This is a genomic window from Caulobacter segnis (assembly GCF_031454995.1).
GTDB lineage: Bacteria > Pseudomonadota > Alphaproteobacteria > Caulobacterales > Caulobacteraceae > Caulobacter > Caulobacter segnis_E.
On record NZ_JAVDRV010000006.1, the window covers coordinates 96,018 to 112,866 of the forward strand.

General features: G+C 67.6%; 18 protein-coding genes and 3 pseudogenes. 7 read left to right on the forward strand and 14 right to left on the reverse strand.

Annotation, left to right across the window (positions count from 1 at the left end):
* Positions 1-48: 48 nt before the first annotated feature.
* The 4 genes from J2728_RS17970 to J2728_RS17985 form a co-directional block, all read right to left on the reverse strand.
* The gene (locus J2728_RS17970) at positions 49-867 is read right to left on the reverse strand and encodes a hypothetical protein (protein ID WP_310001344.1); all 819 of its coding nucleotides are present in this window, start codon (positions 865-867) and stop codon (positions 49-51) included.
* Positions 868-880: 13 nt separating this feature from the next.
* The gene (gene ilvN, locus J2728_RS17975) at positions 881-1,438 is read right to left on the reverse strand and encodes an acetolactate synthase small subunit (RefSeq protein WP_310001345.1); all 558 of its coding nucleotides are present in this window, start codon (positions 1,436-1,438) and stop codon (positions 881-883) included.
* Between the two features lie 41 nt (positions 1,439-1,479).
* Positions 1,480-3,285, reverse strand: a complete 1,806-nt coding sequence (locus J2728_RS17980; RefSeq protein ID WP_310001347.1) for an acetolactate synthase 3 large subunit — start codon at positions 3,283-3,285, stop codon at positions 1,480-1,482.
* Between the two features lie 101 nt (positions 3,286-3,386).
* Positions 3,387-3,434 carry a hypothetical protein gene (locus J2728_RS17985; RefSeq protein ID WP_193852718.1) on the reverse strand — a complete coding sequence of 16 codons (48 nt, stop codon included), beginning with the start codon at positions 3,432-3,434 and terminating at the stop codon, positions 3,387-3,389.
* Positions 3,435-3,677: 243 nt separating this feature from the next.
* On the opposite strand from J2728_RS17985, the gene J2728_RS17990 reads away from it, so the two are divergent.
* Entirely contained in the window at positions 3,678-4,676 is a 999-nt protein-coding gene (locus tag J2728_RS17990) for a serine hydrolase domain-containing protein (RefSeq protein ID WP_310001349.1), read from the forward strand.
* Here the strand turns inward: J2728_RS17990 and J2728_RS17995 are convergent.
* Positions 4,673-5,158, reverse strand: a complete 486-nt coding sequence (locus tag J2728_RS17995) for a CinA family protein (protein WP_310001350.1) — start codon at positions 5,156-5,158, stop codon at positions 4,673-4,675. The genes J2728_RS17990 and J2728_RS17995 overlap by 4 nt on opposite strands.
* Before the next feature lie 131 nt (positions 5,159-5,289).
* Between J2728_RS17995 and J2728_RS18000 the strand changes: the two genes are divergently transcribed.
* Positions 5,290-5,835 carry a hypothetical protein gene (locus J2728_RS18000; protein WP_310001352.1) on the forward strand — a complete coding sequence of 182 codons (546 nt, stop codon included), beginning with the start codon at positions 5,290-5,292 and terminating at the stop codon, positions 5,833-5,835.
* On the opposite strand, the gene miaA is transcribed toward J2728_RS18000, so the two are convergent.
* The gene (gene miaA / locus J2728_RS18005; RefSeq protein WP_310001353.1) at positions 5,822-6,757 is read right to left on the reverse strand and encodes a tRNA (adenosine(37)-N6)-dimethylallyltransferase MiaA; all 936 of its coding nucleotides are present in this window, start codon (positions 6,755-6,757) and stop codon (positions 5,822-5,824) included. The two genes, J2728_RS18000 and miaA, sit on opposite strands and share 14 nt — an antisense overlap.
* Positions 6,758-6,833: 76 nt before the next feature.
* Between miaA and J2728_RS18010 the strand changes: the two genes are divergently transcribed.
* The 3 genes from J2728_RS18010 to J2728_RS18020 are packed head-to-tail and all read left to right on the forward strand — an operon-like array spanning position 6,834 to position 8,793.
* Positions 6,834-7,235: a hypothetical protein gene (locus J2728_RS18010; protein WP_310001354.1), complete on the forward strand. Its 402-nt coding sequence runs from the start codon at positions 6,834-6,836 to the stop codon at positions 7,233-7,235.
* 47 nt (positions 7,236-7,282) lie between these two features.
* The gene (serB, locus tag J2728_RS18015) at positions 7,283-8,131 is read left to right on the forward strand and encodes a phosphoserine phosphatase SerB (protein WP_310001356.1); all 849 of its coding nucleotides are present in this window, start codon (positions 7,283-7,285) and stop codon (positions 8,129-8,131) included.
* Entirely contained in the window at positions 8,128-8,793 is a 666-nt protein-coding gene (locus J2728_RS18020) for an HAD family hydrolase (RefSeq protein WP_310001358.1), read from the forward strand. Before serB ends, J2728_RS18020 begins: the two co-directional genes overlap by 4 nt.
* Here the strand turns inward: J2728_RS18020 and J2728_RS18025 are convergent.
* Positions 8,790-8,975 (reverse strand): hypothetical protein, encoded by a 186-nt coding sequence (locus J2728_RS18025; protein WP_310001360.1) that lies wholly within the window; start codon positions 8,973-8,975, stop codon positions 8,790-8,792. The genes J2728_RS18020 and J2728_RS18025 overlap by 4 nt on opposite strands.
* A gap of 132 nt (positions 8,976-9,107) precedes the next feature.
* Here J2728_RS18025 and J2728_RS18030 point away from each other — a divergent pair, with 132 nt between their 5' ends.
* Positions 9,108-10,217 (forward strand): Mrp/NBP35 family ATP-binding protein, encoded by a 1,110-nt coding sequence (locus J2728_RS18030; protein ID WP_310001362.1) that lies wholly within the window; start codon positions 9,108-9,110, stop codon positions 10,215-10,217.
* A 61-nt stretch (positions 10,218-10,278) separates the two neighbouring features.
* Here J2728_RS18030 and J2728_RS18035 read toward each other — a convergent pair whose 3' ends face one another.
* On the reverse strand, positions 10,279-11,577 hold the full coding sequence (locus tag J2728_RS18035) for an outer membrane protein transport protein (RefSeq protein ID WP_310001364.1): 1,299 nt from the start codon (positions 11,575-11,577) through the stop codon (positions 10,279-10,281).
* Between the two features lie 222 nt (positions 11,578-11,799).
* On the reverse strand, positions 11,800-12,705 hold the full coding sequence (locus J2728_RS18040; RefSeq protein WP_310001365.1) for an SDR family NAD(P)-dependent oxidoreductase: 906 nt from the start codon (positions 12,703-12,705) through the stop codon (positions 11,800-11,802).
* A 304-nt stretch (positions 12,706-13,009) separates the two neighbouring features.
* Here J2728_RS18040 and J2728_RS22350 point away from each other — a divergent pair.
* Positions 13,010-13,103 (forward strand): annotated as a pseudogene (locus J2728_RS22350) (hypothetical protein); the annotation flags it as partial.
* A gap of 58 nt (positions 13,104-13,161) precedes the next feature.
* Here J2728_RS22350 and J2728_RS18050 read toward each other — a convergent pair.
* The 5 genes and pseudogenes from J2728_RS18050 to J2728_RS18070 form a co-directional block, all read right to left on the reverse strand.
* A pseudogene (locus J2728_RS18050) lies at positions 13,162-13,260 on the reverse strand (hypothetical protein); the annotation flags it as partial.
* A gap of 155 nt (positions 13,261-13,415) precedes the next feature.
* Positions 13,416-13,481 (reverse strand): annotated as a pseudogene (locus tag J2728_RS22355) (hypothetical protein); the annotation flags it as partial.
* A 139-nt stretch (positions 13,482-13,620) separates the two neighbouring features.
* Positions 13,621-14,625, reverse strand: a complete 1,005-nt coding sequence (locus J2728_RS18060; RefSeq protein ID WP_310001367.1) for an HlyD family secretion protein — start codon at positions 14,623-14,625, stop codon at positions 13,621-13,623.
* Between the two features lie 20 nt (positions 14,626-14,645).
* The gene (locus J2728_RS18065; RefSeq protein ID WP_310001369.1) at positions 14,646-15,395 is read right to left on the reverse strand and encodes an ABC transporter ATP-binding protein; all 750 of its coding nucleotides are present in this window, start codon (positions 15,393-15,395) and stop codon (positions 14,646-14,648) included.
* Positions 15,392-16,597, reverse strand: a complete 1,206-nt coding sequence (locus tag J2728_RS18070; protein ID WP_310001372.1) for an ABC transporter permease — start codon at positions 16,595-16,597, stop codon at positions 15,392-15,394. Before J2728_RS18070 ends, J2728_RS18065 begins: the two co-directional genes overlap by 4 nt.
* Positions 16,598-16,849 lie beyond the last annotated feature (252 nt).

A 16,849-nucleotide genomic window follows, 5' to 3' on the forward strand; every position in this document is an offset into this window, starting at 1 on the left:
CGTTGTGTCGTTTGAACAACTATAACAAGTATTTTTCGTCCATTCTCGCTATGGGCGGGTTGGCGAGGCGCCCTCATCGTCCTCGAAGGGGACGGCGGCAGGCTGCGAGCGGCTTCCTTGGCCGGGGAGAAGGGCGCCGCCTGACGCCAACAGGTCGGCGTAGGCCTTATGCTGCCGTGAGAAATCCGACCCGCGCGGGAGCGTTGCGTCGAGGCGGGCGTCTCGGCCAAGCGCCGCTCCGACGGCCGTGGTCAGGATCGAAGCGATCGAGCCGACCTCCGCGTCGTCGCAGGCGCGCCGAAGGTGCCGCGCCTGGCCGGGAACAAGCAGTGTGACATCCCAGGAAACGCCGTCGACGCAGAGCGCCGAGACCGCGCCGCCGCCATAGTCCACGATCACCGAGCGGGGCTGAGCCCAGGCGGGATCGGCTGGAGCAGCCCTGAGGGCCTCGACGGCCTGTCCCCCCAGTTCGGCGTTGATGTCGACGCGCCGGCCGATCTCGGGCGTGCAGCAGCCCAGGCCCGCCCGCGCTTGGACAAAGGCGCGGCCGTCGCGTCGCAGGGTCAGGCGGATGACCGTCTGGCGGACGCCTCGCGCGGGTCGGGCCCAGACCTCGAGGATCAGCTCGCCCGTGCGCAGAACCTGGCTCTGCAAAGGCTGAAGGCCCCAGAGGCGGTAGAGGAGGGGCTCGACGCCGTTATCGATCGGTATGGGCTGTTCGCCCTTGCCGAGCTGGCGGTTAGCGAGGGGCTCAAGCTCCGCCGAGGGGCGTGGAACGTCCGGCGACCACCAGGCGGCGGGATCGGGCGGCGGCGCCTGCTGGACGGCGAGAACTAGCCCCGCGATCGCTCCGGTCAGGCCGCTCATCCGCCCATCTCCGCTACATGCCTTCGACGCCCCGTTCGATGGAAAGGACGCCCGTGCGGGAAAGTTCCACCAGGCCCAAAGGGCGCATCAGGTCCAGGAACTTGTCGATCTTGGACGGCGCGCCCGAGATCTCGAACACGAAGCTCTCCAGCGTCGTGTCGACCGGCTTGGCGCGGAAGATCTCGGCGATGCGTAGCGCCTCGACGCGGTCGACGCCCGAGCCGCGCACCTTCACCAGGGCCAGTTCGCGCTCGACGCCGTTGGGGTCGCGGGTGACGTCGTGGACGCGGCGGACGTTCACGACCTTGTTCAGTTGGGCCTCGATCTGGTCCAGCACCTGGCGCGTGCCGCGGGTCACCACGGTGATGCGGCTGGTGTGGGCGTTGCGGTCGGTTTCGGCGACCGTGAGGCTCTCGATATTGTACCCACGCGCCGCGAACAGGCCGACGACGCGATGCAGCACGCCGGGCTCGTTGTCGACGAGCAAGGCGAAGGTCGCGGTCTGTTCGGCTTGGCCCGAGGGGCTAAGGTCGTAGGCCGAGGCGGGGGCGGGTTGGACGTTGGCGGTCATGGATCGCTTCTATGCCAAAGGAATGGGGAAGGGCGAGGGGCCTAGACCAGCCCCGCGCCATCCTCGCCGATCACATTACCGATGTCCTCGACCTCGCCCATGATCATCTCGTTGTGGGCCTTGCCCGAGGGGATCATCGGCAGGCAGTTCTCGTGCTTCTCGACGCGGCAGTCGAAGATCACCGGCTTGTCGCTGTTGATCATCTCCAGGATCTTGCCGTCCAGCTCGGCCGGGTCGTCGCAACGGATGCCGACCGCGCCGTAGGCCTCGGCCAGCTTCACGAAGTCGGGCAGGCTGTCCGAATAGGAGTGGCTGTAGCGCTCGCCGTGCAGCAGCTGTTGCCACTGGCGGACCATGCCCATCCATTCGTTGTTCAGGATGAAGATCTTGACCGGCAGGTCGAACTGGATCGCGGTCGACAGCTCCTGGATGCACATCTGGATCGAGGCTTCGCCGGCGATGTCGACGACCAGGCTGTTCGGGTGCGCCAGTTGCACGCCCAAGGCGGCGGGCAGGCCGTAGCCCATGGTGCCCAGGCCGCCGGAGGTCATCCAGCGGTTCGGCTCCTCGAAGCGGAAGAACTGCGCGGCCCACATCTGGTGCTGGCCGACCTCGGTCGTGATGTAGACGTCCTTGTCCTTGGTCAGCTCGTACAGCCGCTGGATGGCGTACTGGGGCTTAATGACCGTGTCGGACGACCGGTACTTCAGGCACTGGCGCGCGCGCCATTGGTCGATCTGGGCCCACCAGTCGCTGAGGGCGGCCTTGTTGGGTTGCAGGTTCGCGGCCTTCCAGGCGGCGATCAGGTCTTCCAGCACCGAGCCGGCGTCGCCGACGATCGGCAGGTCGACGCGGACGTTCTTGTTGATCGACGAGGCGTCGATATCGATGTGGATCTTCTTGCTGCCCGGCGAGAAGGCGTCCAAGCGGCCGGTGACGCGGTCGTCGAAGCGGGCGCCGACGCAGATCATCACGTCGCAATCGTGCATGGCGTTGTTGGCCTCGAACGTGCCGTGCATGCCCAGCATGCCCAGCCACGCGGGATCGGCCGCCGGGAAGGCGCCCAGGCCCATCAGGGTCGAGGTGACCGGCGCGCCGGTCATGGCCGCGAATTCGCGTAGCGCCGCGCTGGCCTTGGGGCCGGCGTTGATGACGCCGCCGCCGGTGTAGAAGATCGGACGGCGAGCATTGGAAATTAGCTTGACCGCGTCCGCGATCCGGCCCGCGTCGCCCTTGATGCGCGGCGCGTAGGCGTGGGTCGATTGGACCTCTTCGGGCCCGTAGTACTCGCCCTTGGCGAACTGGACGTCCTTGGGGATGTCGATCAGCACGGGACCGGGGCGGCCGGTCGTGGCGATCTTGAAGGCCTCATGGATGATCTGCGGCAGGTCGCGGACGTCTTTGACCAGGTAGTTGTGCTTGGTGCACGAGCGGGTCATGCCGACGGTGTCGGCTTCCTGGAAGGCGTCGGTGCCAATCAAGTGCGTCGGGACCTGGCCGGTGATGACGACCATCGGAATGGAGTCCATCAGGGCGTCCATGATGCCGGTGATGGCGTTGGTCGCGCCGGGCCCCGAGGTGACCAGAACGACGCCCGGCTTGCCCGAGCTGCGGGCGTAGCCCTCGGCCGCGTGGGTCGCGCCTTGCTCGTGACGGACCAGGATGTGCCGCAGGCGCGGCTCGTGGAACAGCGCGTCATAGATCGGCAGGACCGCGCCGCCTGGATAGCCGAAGAGCACCTCGACGCCCTGGTCCACGAGGCCGCGAACCACGATCTCGGCGCCGGTCATGGCGCGATCGGCGGTGTCGGCGGGAGCCTTGCTCTCGATGGTCTGGTGGGCGGTCATGGGACGGATCCGGTGGGAAGCGGGAAGGGTGTAGGCGGAAAAGAAAAAAGGTCCCGAAGGACCTTTGCGCGCGCGACCGAACTACGGCGTGACTTCTAAGGTCACGTCGCGGACGGCCGCTCCATAAGTACGATCATGGTTTTGCGCACGAGTCTTGCTCCAAAGCTACGGAATGGGTCATGGCATGCGCGCGTTAACCCGTCAAGGCGCGGATCGCCGCAAGGATGTGCCTTTCCCGCGCGGTGTGACCTTACCGGAGTTTCACGTGACAGGGGCAGGTTTTCCCCATCACGGTCGCCCTCCCGCAATCGAGGAGCGTGCAAGTGTTCGGTCGGCGCGAATTTCTAGTTGGAGCAACGGCCCTCGGTGTCGCTGGAAAGACGTCAGCGGCGGTGCTGTCGGGCGGCGCCGCGGACAAGGCGGTGGACGCGTTCCTCAGGGCTCAGCCGTTCCAGGGCGTGGTGCTGATCGGCAAGGCCGGCAAGCCAATCTATTCGCGGACGGTCGGGTTCGCCGACATCGAGGCCAAAACGCCGGCTAAGCTTGGCACGCCCTATCTGATCGCCTCGATCTCCAAGTGGCTGACCTCGACCGCGCTGCTGAAGCTGGCGGAGCTTGGGAAGGTCGATCTCGAGGCCCCAATCTCGACCTACCTGCCGGACTACCGCGCCGACACCGGCGCCAAGGTCAAGCTGAGGCACCTGATGACGAACGTCAGCGGCGTGCCGAACGGCTTTTCGAGCTGGACCAAGGCCAATCCGGATCCGGACCTCTTCAAGAAGCCGATGACGACGGCCCAGGCCGTCAAGCTGTGGTGCTCGGGCGATCTGGCGTTCGAGCCGGGGACCAAGTTCGACTATGCCCTGACCAACTGGGTGATCATCACCGCGATTATCGAGGCGGTCACCGGCGAGGCCTATGCGGACGCGATGTCCAAGCTGGTCGTCGAGCCTCTGGGCTTGGCTCAAACCGCGCCGGTCGATCCGCCGGATCTGGCCGTCTCCTATCGCACGCTCGACCCGCTGGTTCGGCAATCGAACGACCGCTTCCCCTTCTTCGCCGCCAGCGGCGGCTATTCCAGCACGGCGGGGGATTTGCTGAAGGCCGCGCACGCGATCTTCGATGGCGGGTTCCTGCCGCCGGCCCGCAAGAAGGCGCTGCTGACCGTGGGCTGGCCGGACCAGGACTACGCGCTGGGTGGCCGCGTGAAGACCTTGTTCGCCGATGGCATGCCGCGCGTCTTCGCCTGGGAGACGGGGCGAGCGGCGGGCTACCGCTCGGTGCTGGGTCACCGTTTCGACGACCAGACGACTGTTGTCCTGCTGAACAACACCAGCATCACCCAGAGGGCGATGGACGAGTTCGCCTACGGCCTGTTCGCGACCGTCTAGGTTTCCAGCGTGCGGGCCAGCAGCTCCAGCGCCGCGGCGGCGAAGGCCCGCATGTTGGGGCCGCGTTCGGGGCTGCCGGTCTCGATCGTGGCGCTGACCGAGGCGTCCTCGCCGACCACCGCCATGCAGCAATGGCCGGGCGCGTCGCCGTAGCGGTTGCCGTCGGGCCCGGCGGCCCCGGTTTCCGACAGGCCCCAGGTCGCTTTCAGGTTCTTGCGGGCCACGCGCGCCAGTAGCTCCGCATAGGGCTCGCTGGCCGAGCGCAGGCCGTCCATCGCCTTCTGAGGAATGTCCATCAGGGTCAGGCGCGCCCGAGCCGTATAGACGACCGCGCCCCCGACATAGAACTTCGACGCGCCCGGCACGGCGAGTAGCGCCGCCGAGATCAGGCCGCCGGCGGAAGACTCCGCCACGGCCACGGTCTCGCCCCGGGCGATCAGGCGTTCGGCGACGCGTTCGGCGAGGGCGTTGAGATCGGACATGGGGCTTCCTTGGGAACGAGCGCCTCTCCCATAGGGGCCAAGACGGGGGCATGCAAACCTAGGCGAGAATGGCTGTCGTCAGGATCGCGCGGACGTGCTCACTATGGCCTAGCTCAACCTGGGAGATCCTTGTGCCGCTACAAGCCGTCCCGCCGCCCACGACCCCGCCCGCCCAGGCCGCCGCGCCAGCGCCCGCCGCCACCGCGCCTCTGCCGCCACAGCTTCAGAAGTTGGCGCCGGTCGCGCAGAAGGCCAAGCGGCTGACGCTGGCCAAGGGCGGTCGGACCGAGGAGGCGGTGGCGCGCTACCAGATTTTCCTGCGCACGATCGTCAAGCCCGGCGCGGTCCCAGCCGCGCCGGAAGGCGTGACGGTCTCGGCGATCCCCTGTGTCTGGGTGGTGGAGTCTTACCTGCAGCGCGATCTTTGCTTCTATTCGATCACGGGCCTGCTTGGCTGCGAGGAGGGAGCCACCCAGCCGCTGCGGGCGATCGAGAACGGCCAGGCTGATCTGCCGGCCGACACGGCCTGCGAGGTCTACGCCAAGCCGGTGACGGCCGCCGAGGATCGGGTGATCGCGACCCTGGATAGCCTCAAGGAGCAGATGTTCGACGAGGACTATCAGCTGGCCGTGAAGCCTCGGCTGGTCAAGGCCGGCGCGACCGTCACGGAGCGCTGACCGTCCCGACCGCGACCCGCTCCCAATCCGGCGTCTGGTTGCGGAACCAGGTCAGCTGGCGCTTGGCGTAGCGGCGGGTTTCCTGCCGCGCGGCCTCCAGCGCCTGCTCCAGAGTGGTCTCGCCCCGCAAGTGCGCCGCGAACTCGCGATAGCCGACGGCCTTGAGGGCGGGGAGGGACGGATCGAGCCCGCGCGCCTCCATGGCCCGCACCTCCTCCAGCGCGCCTTGCTCGACCATCACCGCTAGGCGCGCGTCGCAGCGGGCGTAGAGGTCGGCTCGGGGCGGATCGAGCACCAGCCCCTTCCAACTGCCTGGCTCGAGCGCCGGCTTGGTGTCGGTCTGCCAGGCGGTCAGCGACTTGCCCGTCGCGATGGCCACCGCATGGGCCCGGACCAGGCGCTGGCGGTCGCCGACTTCGATCCGCGCCTCGGCTCGCGGGTCCAGCGGCTTCAGAATCTCGCGGAACTCGGCTTCGCCTCGCGCGGCGTAGAGCAGGCCGGAGATTTCCCGCTGGGTCTCGGGCACGGGCGGCACATCGGCGAGGCCGTGGGTGAGGGCGCGGAAATAGAGACCAGTGCCGCCGACCACGATCGCGGGCTTCCCGCGCGCGGCGATCTCGGACAGCGCGATGGTGGCGGCTTCCAGCCAACGCCCGACCGACCAGCCGACGGCCGCGTCGACCACCCCGAAAAGATGATGCGGCGCGCGGGCTACCTCGTCGGGCGAGGGTCCGGCGGTAAGCACGCGCAGGCCAGCGTAGATCTGCATGGAGTCGGCGTTGACGATCTCGCCGCCGATCCGTTCGGCCAATCGCAGCGCATGGGCCGACTTGCCGCTTGCGGTCGGGCCCGCGATCAGCCAGATGCGATAGCCATCGCCTTGGGAGCGATCCAAGGTTGCGTCAGACTGGGAAGAGCTCATGCGTCCGTCCTGCCTCATCGCGGCCAGCCTTGCCGCATCCGCCCTTCTTTCGCCAGCCTTCGCGAACGCGGCGGATGTGAACGCGAAGGCGCAGGTCGCCCAGTCGCCCGCGGCCAGCCCCTCGGTGACGGGGCCGGCCCTCTCCGCCGCCACGAGCGAGAAGGCGGGCTGCGGCGCGGTTCTCATGATTCTGGGCAAGGTCGCCGACGGCTATCCCGAGATGTTCGCCAAGCAGAGCAACGGCAAGACGGTGCAGTCCATGCTCAGCGCCTTCGGGTTCAAGGGCAAGGCCATGCTGGACGAAGCCTTCGCGGAAGGCGGGGCCTTGGGCCTCACGCCGAGCCAGACCTATGAGGCCGGCGTCGCCTCGCTGCTCAGCCTGGCCAAGTCCGAAGTCACCGGCGCCAGCGATCCGAACGCGGCGGGCCGGCAGGCCGGCGTCGCCCTGATGAAGCGCTGCACGGGACTGGGCGGATAGCCGAGGCGGGTTGACGGGCGGGACGGCCTGGCTTAGCGCCCCCCGGCATGCTCGCCATCACGCTCGTCGGCCAAGGGGCCGAAACCGTCGCTCGCGCCCTGGACCTGGGGCCGTCGGTCCTTTTGGGGCCTAACGCCGTGGATCTTTCGACGGACGTCGCGCTGGCGGACGCCAAGGCGCGGGTCGCCGAGATCATCGGAGAACAGGCGATCGACTTCGCCCTCCAACCGATCGAGAACCGCCGGAAGCGCCTGCTGATCGCGGACATGGACTCGACGATCATTAACGTCGAATGCCTGGACGAGCTGGCGGACTTCGCCGGCGTGAAGGCTCAAGTCTCGGAGATCACCGAACGGGCCATGCGCGGCGAGTTGGCTTTCGAGGGCGCGCTGCGCGAGCGGGTCGGCATGCTGAAGGGCCTTTCGGTCGATGCGCTGCGGAGCTGCTATGAACAGCGCGTCCAACTGAACCCCGGCGCGCGGACCATGGTCATGACCATGGCCCAGCACGGCGCGCGCTGCGCCCTGGTCTCTGGCGGCTTTACCTTCTTCACCAGTCGCGTGGCGCAGGCGGCGGGTTTCCACCTGAATCGCGCCAACACCCTGATCGAACGGGACGGCGCCCTGACCGGGGAGGTCGCCGATCCGATCCTCGGCAAGGAGGCCAAGCTGGCGGCTCTGCGCGAAGAAACGGCGGCCTTGGGGCTCACCCCCGCCGACGCCCTGGCGGTCGGAGATGGCGCCAATGACCTGGCGATGATCGAGGCCGCGGGCCTGGGTGTCGCCTATCGCGCCAAGCCGATCGTCGCGGCCCAGGCCGACGCCAAGGTCGACCATACCGACCTGACGACCTTGCTCTACTTCCAGGGCTACAAGGCCGAGGAGTTCGTCTCGTGAGCTTTCCACGCCGCGTCGATGCGGTTGTCTTCGACATGGACGGCCTGCTGCTGGACACCGAGATTGTCTACCGCGCGGCGATGATCGAGGCTGGGAGCGTCTTCGGCGTCCAGTTCACCGGCGAGACCTACGCCTCGATGGTGGGCAAGACGAACCCCGAGTGCGGGGTGATGCTGCAAGGGCTGTATGGCGAGGCCTTCCCGGTGCAGGCCTATTTCGAGCGCGTTTGGGCCGACGTCGAGGATCTGCTGGAGGCCGAAACCAAGCTGAAGGCGGGCGTGGTCGAAATCCTCGACTATCTGGATGACCGGGGACTGCCGCGAGGCATCGCCACCTCGAACGGCATGGCCGCCGTGGAGCGTTATCTAGGCCGCTTCGATCTGCTGCACCGTTTCAACGCCGTGGTCGCCCATCACGACGTGACGCGCCACAAGCCCAATCCAGACCCGTACCTGCTGGCGGCGCAACGCATCGGCGTCGATCCCAGCTACTGCCTGGCGCTCGAGGACTCGCACCCCGGCGTCCGCGCCGCCCACGCGGCGGGCATGATGACGGTGATGGTGCCGGACATTCTCGACCCGAACGAGGAGATGCACGACAAGTGCGTCCACATCGCCGAGAGCCTGCATCACGTGATGGATTTGCTGAAGGCCGCGTCCTAGCCGACGAGCGACACGATCGATGCGGTCGAGACCAGCATGACGGACTGGGCCGCCTCGTTGTTTCGACGTTGCTGCTCAATGCGCTTCGCGGCGCGAGCCTCAGCGGATTCAGTGAGGATTTCGTGCCAGCGCTGTGGCTTGCCGTAAGCGCCGGGCCGAAGGGGAGATCGTCTGGCCATCATGTGAAAAGCTCCACGATGGCCGGAGCTTAGCACGACAGGCGTCGCCGACCAAACGCCCTAAGGGCCGCGCCCGGCTTGTAAATGCCGCCGGTCGCGCGGATATGGGGGCTCGCAATACGAGGCCTGACTGACGTGACCGGCGTAACCCCCGCTACCCTCGACGACGCCCGCGTGGCGCTGGACCGCATTCCCGACCCCGTCAGCGGGCGAGGGCTGGTGGCGGCCGAGCTGGTCCAGGGGCTGGTGGTCCGCAACGGCCGGGCGGGCTTCATGCTGGAGGTCCCCGCCAGCCAGGCCGCGACCTACGCCCCGGTCCGCGACGCCGCCGAGAAGGCGTTGGCGGCTCTGCCTGGGATCGACGTCGCCCAGGTGGTGCTGACCGCCCAGGCCGCCGAGGGCGCGACCCGGGTGCGCAAGGGGGCCAAGGTCTCCGAGGATCCGCAAGCCCGCATGGTCCCGCCGCCGGAAGCCGAAAAGCCCGCCCACGTTCGTCACGTGATCGCGGTGGCCTCGGGCAAGGGCGGGGTCGGCAAGTCCACCGTCTCGACCAACCTCGCCGTCGCCTTCGCCAAGATGGGCCTGCGCGTCGGTTTGCTGGACGCCGACGTCTACGGGCCTTCGGCGCCCAAGATGATGGGCGTCGACGGCGACCCGCTGTTCGAGAACGAGAAGCTCCAGCCGCTCGAAGCCCACGGCGTCAAGCTGATGTCGATCGGCTTCATCGTCGACGAGGGCAAGGCGATGATTTGGCGCGGACCGATGGCCTCGTCGGCCGTCCGCCAGATGATCCGCGATGTCGCCTGGGGCTCGGAGAAGGAGCCCTTGGACGTGCTGGTCGTCGACTTGCCGCCGGGCACCGGCGACATCCAGCTGACCCTGGTGCAGAAGCTGCGCATCGACGGCGTCGTGCTGGTGACCACGCCGCAGGAGATCGCCCTGATCGACGCCCGCCGCGCGGCGGTGATGTTCGAGAAGACCGCGACGCCGATCCTGGGGCTGATCGAGAACATGGCCTTCTTCGCCGATCCCTCGACCGGCGCGCCGATCCCGATCTTCGGCGAAGGCGGCGGCGTGGCCGAGGCCGCGCGCCTGCAGGTTCCGCTGTTGGGCCGCGTGCCGATCGAGATGGGCGTGCGCATCGGCGGCGACGAGGGGGTTCCCGCGGTGATCGGCGAGCCGAAGGGCCAGGCGGCCCAGGTCTTCGTCGCGGCGGCCAAGACGCTCTGGGAAGCGGTCGGTTAAGCCACGAAAAAGCCCGCCAGGATCGCTCCTGGCGGGCTTTCTTTTGGATCGTCCGCGGCGCTTAGAAGCTGAAGCGCGCGCCTGCCGACAGGACCACGGCCGAACCCGTGACGTCGCCCCTCAGGCGAGCGGTCGAGCTGGTCGCCGTCACGTCGGTGCGGTTGATCTCGCTATCGTCGAAGCTGATGTAGTTGATCGCCGCGTCGAGCTTGAGGTCGTCCGTCGCGGCCCAGGTGGCGCCGGCGGCGTACATCATGCGGTCGCCGTCCGGCACGCGGGCGGTGCGGCCGACGTCCGGCGTCGGGGTCGGGTCATACTGGACGCCGGCCCGCAGGGTCAGGCGCGGCGAGGCCTGGAAGTCGACGCCGGCGGCGTAGGTGGTGACGTCCTTGTAGTCCTGGACGCTGGTCGAGGCGCCGCCCGGGAAGCTGACGCGGATGGCGTCGAACTCACCCCAGCCCACGCGGCTGACCGAGGCGTTCAGGGTCCACTGGTCGTTCACGGCCCAGCGGGCGCCGACATTGGCGATCCAGGGCAGGGTGATCTTGGCTTGGCCGTCGACCGAAAAGTTGCTGGCGGCCGGGATCGGGGCCAGCAGGCCCGAGACGGCGACCGTGCCGTCAAGCTTCTGGTCGATCTTAGAGCGATAGCTGGCGCCGATGGTCAGGCTCTTGGACGGGTGCAACTGGGCGCCGACGGTGTAGCCATAGGCCCAGCCGTCGCCCTTCAGCGACTGGCGGCCATCGGGCTGCAGCGGCGAGATGTTCGGCAGGGCGTTAGTCAGGGTCGCGTCAGCGTAGAGGGCCGTGAAGCCGACGCCCAGGTCCAGCATGTCGTTGACGCGGTAGGCGACGACCGTGTCGATGTTGATCGTGCGCAGGTGCGACTTCAGCGCGTCGTAGCGGGTGAAGCTATCGGGGTTGTACTCGGTGGTGAAGTTGTACGGAGCCGAGACGGCCATGCCCAGCGACAGCTTGTCGTTGATCTTGAACGCGCCGCCCAGGTTCGGGACCACGCCGTCATTGATCGGGTCGAAGGCCGTGCCGGCGCCGCCGATCGGCGTGGTCAGGCCGGCCGGCGGAACCGGGCGCGTGATGGTCGAGCCGTTGTTGACGACCTTGGAGTTCACCTGGATCGCGTTCACGCCCAGGGCGATCTCGCTGCGGTCGATGCCGGCGATCGAGGCCGGGTTCCACCACAGGCTGCCGACGCCCTTGTCGGCCACTTCGCCGGAATAGGCGCGACCGGTGCCGCGCACCGACTGCTCTTGCAGATAGAAGGCCGAGGCCGAGGCCTGCGTGGCGGCGGCGAGGGTCAGCAGGGCGACGCCCGCGGCGAGGTGTGTACGCTTGAGAGACATAAGACTGACGACCTTGTTAAATTTGGGCTCGCCGATCACCCGGACGGCGCCTTTGAGCGCCGCTTTAACGCACCTGCTGGAAGAATGTTGCTCTAAATTGATCAGAGTGTGAATTTTGTCAGTTTTGTAAAAGAACTGGGGCCATAAAGGCCCCAGATCAATCGTCGTTATGTCAAAACTATCCCTTTAGCCTGACAATTGAACGTGAATGCTCAAGCGGAGTCAGCCACCCGCCATCTTGCGGAAGAACTTCTGACCCTGCTCGCCGCCGTTGAAGTAGGCCTTCTGGCCAGCCTCGTCGGTGATCTTGTCCCAGCTGTCGCGGACCTCCTCGGCCGACAGGCCGCCTTCGCCCAGATAGACACCTTCGGTCTCGTAGATGCGCGACAGGGCGAAGGCGCCGGCGCCGGCGGTCAGGATCGCGCCGGTCGGGGCCTCGTCCGAGCAGAGATAGACGACGCCGGGCGTCACATATTCCGGCGCCAGCTTGGCCAGCACTTCCGGCGGCATCAGGCCTTCGGTCATGCGGGTGGCCGCGACCGGGCTGATGGCGTTGATCTTCACGTCGTTCTTGGCGCCCTCGAGCTTGAGGGTGTTCATCAGGCCCAGCACCGCCATCTTGGCCGCGCCGTAGTTGCTCTGGCCGAAGTTGCCGTACATGCCCGAGGACGAGGTGGTCACGACGATGCGGCCGTAATTCTGGGCCTTCATGATGTCCCACACCGCCTTGATCGGCTTGAAGGTGCCGAACACGTGCACCTGCATCACGAGCTCGAAGTCGGCCAGCTCCATCTTGGTCAGGGTCTTGTCGCGCAGGATGCCGGCGTTGGCGATCAGGATGTCGATGCGGCCCCAGGCGTCCATGGCCTGCTTGACCATGTGGGCGACGCCGGCGTCGTCGGTCACGGACGAGCCGTTGGCGATGGCTTCGCCGCCGAAGGCCTTGATCTCCTCGACCACGCTCGTGGCCGCTTCGGACGAGCCGCCCGAGCCGTCGACGCTGCCGCCCAGGTCGTTGACGACCACCTTGGCGCCGCGACGCGCCAGCTCCAGGGCGTGCTGTCGGCCAAGGCCGCCGCCGGCGCCCGTCACGATCGCCACCTTGCCGTCGAAGCGGATGTCCGCCATGCCGAAGTCTCCCTCAAACGCGTGTTTGGTTTGGCCGTGTTGTGCGGCGCGGGGCAGGGGAGGTCAAGGGGAGTGGTTCTGATCCGTCCGCCTTGCCTCAAGCTCCCTTCCCCTTGAGGGGGAAGGGCCGGGGATGGGGTGTCTACCGAGGCCGCGGCGGCGCGCTGCATCTGACGCTGTATTCACCCCACCCCTACCCCTCCCCTTCAAGGGGAGGGGACGTGGTTCATCGGCTTCACGCGGTCACCCGCTGAAGAGATGGAAAGGGACGCGGAGCGCCGGACATCCGTCCGGAGGGTGAGTAGTGATTACCGTTTCGACGAAGCCCGACGCTCCGCGCGACCGTTATCCGCCAGCGTCCCGGGAAGGTGGCCCTGTTCGGGCCTTACCGGGAACCAGGCGTGTCCGTTTCCGGAAGCGCCCGGGGATCGGAGAGGGACGAACCCTTTCCCCCGACCACGCCCACGGCGGGCGGGTGAGCCCAGCAAGCTCAGCCCCGGACCGTCCGAGTAACCCCCTCGAACCTGTCCCCGCTCGATCGCCCCCCGCCGCCACGATGGTCGCTGGCCATGCGCCCTTTCCTCGCGACGAGGTGGTTAGAGCATACGGGCGGTTTCAACGCGGATGATGGAGCGACGTGTAAAAGCGGGAAGTGTTTGAAATCGCTGGATTCGATTCCGGATACGCGGATAATAGAGCGCCGCGAATGCTCGTGGTTTTGCTCTCCTCCCCCTCTGGGGGAGGGGGACCGCCGAACGGCGGTGGAGGGGCCAGCCGAGCCGGCGAAGCCCGCCATTGGCTTCATGACGGGCGCGAAACGATCATCCACAGGATGTAGCCCGGGACACAGGGCCCCCTCCACCCGCGTTCGCGGGTCCCCCTCCCCCGATAGGGGAGGAGAGGCCGCGCTTTATCCTACGCCTTCTTCTTCGCCCCACCGGCCACCGGCGGGGTCGGCTTGTCGCGCTTCACGCCGGCCTTCTGGCCGGGCTTCATGAACTTGACCAGGACGCGTTGGCCGACCAGCAGCGGGGCGCCGTCGGCGCTGACCACCACTTCGACGACGCGCTCGTCGCTGCGCTGGCTGGGATCGTCCGAGGCCAGCTTGCGGGCGCCGAACACCGAGGCGCGGCGCAGCACCTTGCCGATATAGGTCTTGCTGGGGTCGCTTTCCGGCTGAATCTCGACCTCCTGGCCGATCGCCACGTTCGGGATGTCGGCCTCGACGATCTCGGCGCGGACGATGCGTTGGGTGTTCGGCTCAAGGTCGAACATGGCCGTGACGTTCAGGGTCGAGGCGCCGGCGCCGGGGTTGGCCTGGCGGCGGGCGATGCGGCCGTCGGCCGGCGCGCGGATCACCGTCAGTTCCTGATTGTATTGCGACTGGGCCAGCTGGGCCGAGGCGACGCTGATCGCCGCCTGCTGGGCGCCGATATTGGCCTGGGCCTGGGCGATCTGGTCACGCGCCGCGTCCAGACGCTGGGCGGCGACGAAGTTCGAGGCCGACAGGGCCTGCAGGCGGTTGTACTCGCGCTGGGCGGTGCGCTGCTGCACCTGATAGAGCTGAAGCTGGGCCTTGGCCGAGGCCAGGGCGGCCGAGGCGGTCTGGGCCGCCAGGCGCGCGTCGTCGTCCTCCTGCTTGGCCAGGGGCTGGCCGGCTTTGACGATGTCGCCTTCCTGGACGAAGACCTCGCGCACGATGCCCTGGCGGCGCGCGGCCACCTGGATCACGCCGCCCTCGACGTCGGCCTTGCCCTGGGCGATGGCCGCGTAGGGGGAGGGCTCCTCCTGGGCGGCGGCGGCTTCGAGTTTCTTCTTCTTCTCGGCCGCCTGGCCCTTCATGTAGAAGAATCCGCCGCCAAGCAGCGCGACGACGACAAGAACGATCCAGAAAGCGGGTCGGCGCAGGAAGCCGGGCATGTCGAGGTTCCCCCAGAAAATCAGTGGCTGAGCGGCGCGGGATTGGCGTCGGGCGTGCGGCGCACGTCGTCCAGGATCCGGCCGTCTTCGATGTGGATGACGCGGTCGGCATAGGCCTCGAGCCGCGGGTCGTGGGTCACGCAGATCACCGCCGCGCCGCGCTCGGTGGCGGCCGCGCGCAGCAGCTTGATCACGATCTCGCCGCTCTTGCCGTCGAGGGCCGAGGTCGGTTCGTCCGCGAAGATCAGGTTCGGGTTCTTGGCCAGGGCGCGGGCGATGGCCACGCGCTGCTTCTCGCCGCCCGAAAGCTCGGAGGGGCGCTGGTTGACGCGGGGCCCGAGGCCCACCGACTCCAGCGCCGCCTGGGCGCGCTTGGCCGCCTCGCCGGGGCTGACGCTCTGATACTTCAGAACCGTCATCACCTGCTGCTTGGCGGTTAGCGCCGGGAACAGGTTGAAGCCCTGGAAGATGAAGCCGCAGTGGTCGAGGCGGAACTTGTCGATCTTGCCCTTGGGCATGGCCCACAGGTCCTTGGCCTCCAGCGCCGAGACCTTGCCCTCGTCGGGCATCAAGAGGCCCGAGAGCGCCGCCACCAGCGTGGACTTGCCCGAGCCCGACGGGCCCATGACCATGGTCACGTCGCCGTGCTTGGCGTCGAAGTCCACGCCCTTGAGCACCTCGATGAAGGTGCGTCCGGTCTTGAACCGCTTGACCAGGCCCTTGGCGGTCAAGGCGGACTCGCCGCGCTTGTGAGCGTTGTCACCGTTCATCGCAGCAGGTCCGCGGGTTGGCTGTTCTTGAGGATGCCCAGCGACAGGAAGCCGGACAGCATGGCGATGACGATCAGGAACACCGCGACGATGATGACCAGCGTCGGCGGGAAGTACATCGGCACCCCGCCGGCGACGGCCAGCATGGACACCAGCCAGGTCAGGAGGCCGGCGGCCAGCACGCCGACGATGCCGACCCAGAAGGACAGCTCCATGACGATGTTGCGCAGGTCGCCCATCGACACGCCCAGGGCGCGCAAGGAGGCGAATTCCTTGATGTTGGCCATGATCGCGCCGCGCAGGGTCTGCCAGGTGATGGCCACCCCGATCAGCAGGCCCAGGAAGGCCGAGAAGCCCAGCATGATGCCGATGATCTGGTCTTCGAGCATGGCGTTGGAATTGGCGTCGGCCAGTTCCTGACGGGTCCAGGCGCGGAACTTGCCGTCGGCCTTCTTGTTCAGTTGGGCGGCGACGATCTCGGCGCGCGAGGAGTCGCGAATCTCGACCATCAGCGGGCCGACGCGCTGGCCGGTGTCGGCCTCGCCCAGCATCCGCAGGGTGTCGCGGGACACGACCAGCGTGGGCTGGATGATGTTCGGATAGCCGCGGGTGACGACGGCGATGTTGATCGTCTTGCCGTTGTAGATGGCCTTGTCGCCCTTCTTGACGCCCAGGCGCTTCAGCGCCGTCTCGTCGACCGCGACCGCGTAGGGGCGGCGCAGGGCCTCGATCATCGACTGCGTGTAGTCGGTGGGCACCGTGACGTAGCCGGGGATGGCGTCGATGACGGTGACATTGACGAATTCGGTCTTGCGGGCCGTGCCGCCGCCGCCGCCCTTCTCACCCTTGCCCGCCTTCTTGGCGCGCGCCTCTTCCTTGGCCTGCTGCTCGGGCGACAGGATGTTCTGGAAGCGACCGCCCGAGCCGTCCAGCGGCGCGACCTGGGTGACCTCGGGATGGCTGTAGACCAGCGGGATCATGCGGCGCGGCAGGCCGGAGGGGCCGCCGAACAGCGCCTTGGCGCCCGGGCCCAGCACCATGATGTCGGCGCGGGCGCGGTCGATCTGGGCGGTGAAGCCCTTGCCGATACCCACGAACATGCCGACCTGGGCCAGCACCAGCAGGCCCGAAAAGGCGAGGGCGACAACAGCCGCCATGTAACGACGCCACTCGTATAGCAGAGTGGACAAGGCCAACGACATTCGGACTCTCGCTCCCCCAAACCTCAGGTGGCAGGAATGACCGGCGATCGATGAAGGTCCAAGTTAAATCGGGGTAAGGCGGATTTCCGGCCTGAAACAACCGGGCCGCGCCAGGGCCGCGTTCGCTGGCGCGGCGGGTAAGCGGCTTATGACTTAGGCTTTTGGCGAGGTCCTTAACCATTTCCTAAGCAAGCCGCTTGCGTGCGACGGGCGTCTTGGTGTCATTTCGCCCCTTGGCGGGCGTCGCGGGGG